At 37.3% G+C, this 5,557-nt stretch carries 6 protein-coding genes; 5 read left to right on the top strand and 1 reads right to left on the bottom strand.

Annotated features, from left to right (window positions below):
* The 4 genes from H2672_RS18795 to H2672_RS18780 all read left to right on the top strand — a co-directional run.
* On the top strand, positions 1-1,297 hold a 1,297-nt coding region (locus H2672_RS18795), incomplete at its 5' end, for a plasmid recombination protein (protein WP_255485909.1).
* A 436-nt stretch (positions 1,298-1,733) separates the two neighbouring features.
* Positions 1,734-2,753: a protein rep gene (locus H2672_RS18790; protein ID WP_255485913.1), complete on the top strand. Its 1,020-nt coding sequence runs from the start codon at positions 1,734-1,736 to the stop codon at positions 2,751-2,753.
* A 1-nt stretch (position 2,754) separates the two neighbouring features.
* Complete coding sequence (locus H2672_RS18785; RefSeq protein ID WP_186673903.1) at positions 2,755-3,021, top strand: DUF5839 family protein; 267 nt, start codon at positions 2,755-2,757, stop codon at positions 3,019-3,021.
* Between the two features lie 147 nt (positions 3,022-3,168).
* Positions 3,169-3,399, top strand: a complete 231-nt coding sequence (locus H2672_RS18780) for a DUF3953 domain-containing protein (RefSeq protein ID WP_255485911.1) — start codon at positions 3,169-3,171, stop codon at positions 3,397-3,399.
* Between the two features lie 52 nt (positions 3,400-3,451).
* Here H2672_RS18780 and H2672_RS18775 read toward each other — a convergent pair whose 3' ends face one another.
* Positions 3,452-4,018 (bottom strand): DUF3967 domain-containing protein, encoded by a 567-nt coding sequence (locus H2672_RS18775; RefSeq protein ID WP_186673901.1) that lies wholly within the window; start codon positions 4,016-4,018, stop codon positions 3,452-3,454.
* Positions 4,019-4,172: 154 nt separating this feature from the next.
* Here H2672_RS18775 and H2672_RS18770 point away from each other — a divergent pair, with 154 nt between their 5' ends.
* Positions 4,173-4,709 (top strand): carbamoyl-phosphate synthase small subunit, encoded by a 537-nt coding sequence (locus H2672_RS18770; RefSeq protein ID WP_186673899.1) that lies wholly within the window; start codon positions 4,173-4,175, stop codon positions 4,707-4,709.
* Positions 4,710-5,557 lie beyond the last annotated feature (848 nt).

Raw genomic sequence — 5,557 nt, 5'->3', positions numbered from 1 at the left:
AACCAACATCAAACACAACAACAGAACAATGAGCGATAAGGAAAAAGAGCGAAATCCTCATATTGATGAATCACGTTCTGACGAAAATAAATACTTGGTTCAAAAAGATTTGAAGGAATTGTATCAAGAAGAATTTGGCGGGGCATTAGAAGATTATAATGCGAAACAAAAACGCAACGATCGAAAAATTGATGATTATTACAAGCACATTGAATCCAGTAAAAAAACTTCTTTGCAACAAGAAATGATTGTGCAAGTTGGAGATACAAATGATTTTTTTGGTTCCACAAATTCTGAAAAAGCAAATGAAATTTTATTGGAGTGGTTTGAAAAATTTGAGGAACGAAATCCAAATTTAAAAGTTTATAATGCGGTGATTCATAACGATGAAGCGAGTCCGCATTTGCATTTGAATTTCGTACCTGTTGCCAGTGAGTACAAGCGAGGGCTTGAAAAACAAGTGTCATTTGACAGAGCCATTACCCAGCAGGATTCGAAGTTGGATAAAACTCGGCCATTTGATGACTGGAGAGAAAAAGAGGTTCAATTACTAGAAAAATTATTAGTTGAGCGTGGCATTGAACGGAAATTAGTCGGCACGAATGAATATAAAGATGTGAACGAATACAAGGAAAAGAAGGACCTGGAGCAAGAGATTGCGTTTCTTGAAGGGAAAATTGACAAGAAGAAAAATGAACTTGTGGCCATAAGTGAAAAAGTGCCCGATAAAAATTTCAATCTCAAAACAAAGCATAAAGAAACTAAAACTGAAGTTATTCAGACGGGTTTATTTAAAAAAGAAAAGGTCCAAAAAGAAACAGGGAATTATATTTTCACACCGAAACAGCTCAATGAACTTGAAAATATAGTAACGGCTGCTGTTGCCGTGAAGAAAGATTATCAGCGCTTGCAGACAACGGATCTTGTAGAAGAAAATAAAGAATTGCGTGAAGCGGTGTACCAAAAAACAAAAGAAAATCAAAGTTTGGAAAAAGAGAATGTGGTATTGAAAAATGATTTGGGTTCAGCAAATACTGAAATTAGTCTCCTGAGGCGACAGCTTAACGATTTAACGCTTGAAATCAAGGCGACTTATCAAAGTGTAAAAGAATTTGTTGAAGAGCATACAAAGGACGTCAGAGCCTTCAAGAACGTTTTTAGAGACTTTGCAGACAGAATTAAAGAGAAGACTTCTCAAACACGTGAGAAGGGGCGTATGGAGCCTAGAACGAGTGAATTTGAAAAGATGCACACAAAAGAAGTCAGACGTGAGCGAGACAACGGATTGAGCAGATAAAAAAAGAGCAGATTCTCCTTTTGGGGAATCTGCTCTTTTTCTTTTATATTTTGCTTTTGAATTTAAGGTTTTTTGAACGAGTTTCAAACTCGTTCTTCTATCTTGATACTATACCTAACTATTCCTGCACTTGGAATGGGTAGGTATGTCGGTCTTATCCCTTGACCTGTATGGGTTTTCTTGGCTCGGAAAGTCGATTTCTTAGGATACGAACAAACCCCGAACACAAAAATAACTTGTTTCCTAGATTCCTAGAATGTATGGTTGAGTTACGACGCTAAACCAAATATCCGGAAAGGAGACAAGTCACTTTTAAACTACCTAATTTAATTACTTCTTAAATTTCATAACGTCTAGTGACTTTACACCAATTATGCAGATAAATCAAGGGGAAAAAGTTAGAAAGTCCGAATTTAAAACTACGGAATTAGGGAAAATGGTATTGGAGAAGTTCACGCCGAAAAAAGATTTGAACAGACGGGCGGCGAACTACATGGAAAAACATGTGTCGGTAAAGACGGTTCTCCGTTTTGAAACGTGTAGCAGTTTCATGTTACATGCCACAAATGCTGAAATGAGTGCAAGGAAAATGGTTATATCGAATAGATGCGGCAACCGATTCTGTCCCGTCTGTACGTGGGGGACGGCAAAGAAGGATGCTATCAAGCTGTCAATCATTTTGGAAGCCATACGGGACATTGAAGACAAAGAATTTTTGTTCCTAACGCTGACGGCTCCAAACTGTACAGGCGAAGAATTGGGAAGCGAGATTGATAGATTCAACAAGGCGGTAAATAAATTGTTTCAGCGGCGGAACGTGAAGAAGATTGCGAAGGGTTACGCTCGCAAATTGGAAGTCACGACAGACCAGGAACAATACGTCACGGAAGAACTCTATAAACGCAAGAAACCTTACTACGACAGACGAAGTTTGAACGTTGGAGATCCTAACCCGACATACAACAGTTATCACCCACATTTGCACATCTTGGTGACGGTAAATAAAAGCTATTTCAATAAGCCGGAACAATTCATTTCCAAAGCGGAATGGCTCGCTATGTGGAGAGAGTGCATGGAAGACGATTCAATCACGCAAGTTGATGCGAAAAAAGCGAGCGTGACAGGCAAGTCAAATGCAGTGCTGGAAATCGCCAAATACTCGGCAAAGGGTAGTGACTTATACCACAGTGAAATAGTATTCGATACGTTTTACACGGCACTGAAAAAGCGGCAATTGCTCGTATATGGCGGCATGATGAAAGACTATGCAAAGCTATTTAAAAACGGCGATTTGGATAAGTATAAAAAAGTGGACGAAGACGAATATACACACATGTTGCGGTCAGTCTGGAAAGCGTCAAAATATGAAAACGTGCTTCGGAAATTCACTCCCGAAGAATACGAGAATTATAATCAACGAGCTTTGTTGATTGAAGAAAACAACGAGGTGAGATGACGTGGAAAAGAAAGATAACAATACACTTTCTGGTTTTCATATTAGAAGTAAAAGCGGAGAAGCATTGAAAATATATCCTAAAAAATTTACCTGGCATATCCCCAAGAAAATGCGTGGTTTAAATATTCAACCAGGTGATATTGTTAGTATTAGAAAAACAAAGGCACCTGTTTTGGTGATAGAAACTTTTCGAGAAGACATAGAGGATACAGGGCAACGTTATAAATCAATTACAGCTTTGTATGAGAGAGCTCCTAAAAAAGAGTAGTGATTGCTACTCTTTTTTTTAAAAGACAAAAATACTTTGTTCAACTAACGCGGCAGGTTAGTTGAATAAGGAATTCCATTTTTATAACAAAAAAATAGAGTTCAAAATGATATGATAGAATTTGTACAGGGACTTAATGGGGGGGGCATGGAAATATTGAAAATATTAAAAGTTATCTTATCAGTTATTGTTATAGCATTAGCAGGTTATGGTTTAATTACTAAAAACTTTGAGTTTATGCCATATATGATATTGTTCTTAGGTGTGTTTATGTTGGTTACGGGGGGTTCGGAACTACAAGCAAAAAAGAAAACAAGTGCGATATTTTCTATCCTTGCGGCAACATTTTTATTTTTTGTTGCCATTTACACTTTTTAAGCTAACGGGTGCATTAGTTCAAGAAGGACCGGACCATTTGGTGGTCTTTTTTTTATTTCCAAAATTTCCACCATTTTTCCTGTTTAGTGGCTGCAAGTTGGTTTTTAACTTCTTGTATTTCCCTTATTGATTCCATTATTTGTTGATCTCGCTCTTCTAGTTTACTATTTATGTATTCTTGCTGTTCTTGCTGTCTATTTTCTATAACTGCAACATGTTTCCGCAATTCAGCAATCTGCTCTTTTTGATCAGCAATGATTTGTATAGTTACGCTCATTTGCTCGACTGCGAATTGAAGTTGTAAAGCGTATTGATTTGGTTCACTTTTTGACTGCTGCTGCGCTGCTGCGGTTGTTGTTGCGGTTGCTTCTTCAAACTCAATATTCATTGCAACCATGCGGGATAAGCCGTCCTCGATATCCATTGCGGTTAAGTTGCGGTTGAATCCTTCCGCAATGAATCGCAATACCTCGACAGTCTCAGGTTTATAGCGTTTTTTTCTTCCTTCACCAACAGATGGGATGAAGTTTTCAAAACGATCTCTATAAAACCTTGCAGTAGACTCAGCAAGATTTAATTGTTTTGCAATATGTGCCATGGTTAGTAATTGTTTTTCCAAATTAAAGTCCTCCCGATCTTAGGGTGTGGAACTAGCTCTTTTGATATATTTCGATGTGAATATAAGAAATGCCTTTTTATAAACTTCAACAAACGGGCCATTTTGCTGCATACAAACTGTTGTTTGATATAAAAAAGTATAGAAGGGATTCATTATGAGGTCAGAAGATAATAAGCTTCAGAAAGAACTTACAACGGAAGAAAAAAGTAATATTATTATAGAAGTGGACAAAGTATTGAACAGTGGCTTCCGAATATTAGGTTTTGATGGTGGAATGGCGTTTCCTCATTACCCATATTATTTTCATTTCGATGATCCTGATAAAGAATTGAGACGGTATTCTGTTGGTATATTTACTATTTGGCTTGGCTATTGGAATACAGGATGCAGTTTCCGTTTTATCAAACAAAGTGAGTTATATAAGTATATTAAAACTTTAGTTGAATATCAGGAAGAAATTGAAAAAGAATTCCCTGTAACATTTAATTATATTGTCTACTTTCTAATAGAACTTACCGAGAATTATCACTATGCAGAGGAAACTCGTATGAAACCACATATTATCGAAATTGTGAATAAAGATTTTCTTAGTACAAAAACAGATTATATAGAAAAAAATAGAAAACGATTAAACTTTATTGATTTTCTTAAGGAGCTTAAAGTTAAGGATTATGATAAACCATATGAATAAAATACACGTAGAAGATGTCTAGGGTTATTTCTCATTACTACAATCCGGTAACAGTCGAAGAGGATGAAGTTTGAAGGTCACAAATTTTCTCGAAAAATTAATTCGAACTTAAAGTGAGTCAATTTTGGATTTCTACTTGTAACTAACTAAATTGCTAGCTATATTAGCTCTGAGCGATAATCATTTTATTGATATTCCAGAAACGGGTGCGATTGTTGAAGAAGAAAGGGTGGCGAAAGCTACTCTTTTTTTTGTTTTCCCCTTTGTTTTAGGGTTGAGGTGAAGGCGGGTTTGATTGCGTAAATTCACATGGAATAAGTGAAAGTTTACGCTCGGAAGTGCTGGCGGTTTGTCGGGGCATAATGGCAAATGCAAGCCGATGAAACTGAAACTTCGTTTTAGGTTTATCGGCTTGGCGTGAGTCGACTACCCGACAAATTTTTGAAAGCAAGGAGGAAAGGTGTGGAGATTTTTTGAGCGAACTTCTCGAAAAATACTACCCGATCCTTGCTTTCAAAAAAGCCTTTTGGGTGATGGAATGGGAGGAAAATTACACACTTGCGAGAATCAGCAAAGGTGTGAAATGCTTTTCTGTTACTAGAAAAAAAAACAACGGCTGCAGGCGGTGGTTTTTTTCGTTTTTGAACTTGGGGGAGCTGTCACGCTAGAGTGACAGCTCCCTGCTTTTTAGCCTCGCAGAGCCTTTTTATTGTGCACATGGAGCGTAGCGGAGTGTCACAATACAGAAAAGGTTACTTTGTCAAAGTAACAAACTGTCTGGTATACTCGTAGCAAGTGAGGTGATTCGTCATGAGTATGTCTGTTTCTCTCAAAAAGGCGACCAACAA

This window comes from Sporosarcina sp. BP05 (genome assembly GCF_014282005.1).
GTDB lineage: Bacteria > Bacillota > Bacilli > Bacillales_A > Planococcaceae > Sporosarcina.
Note: the sequence above shows the minus strand (reverse complement) of the source record. Positions and strands in the feature narration are given on the sequence as shown.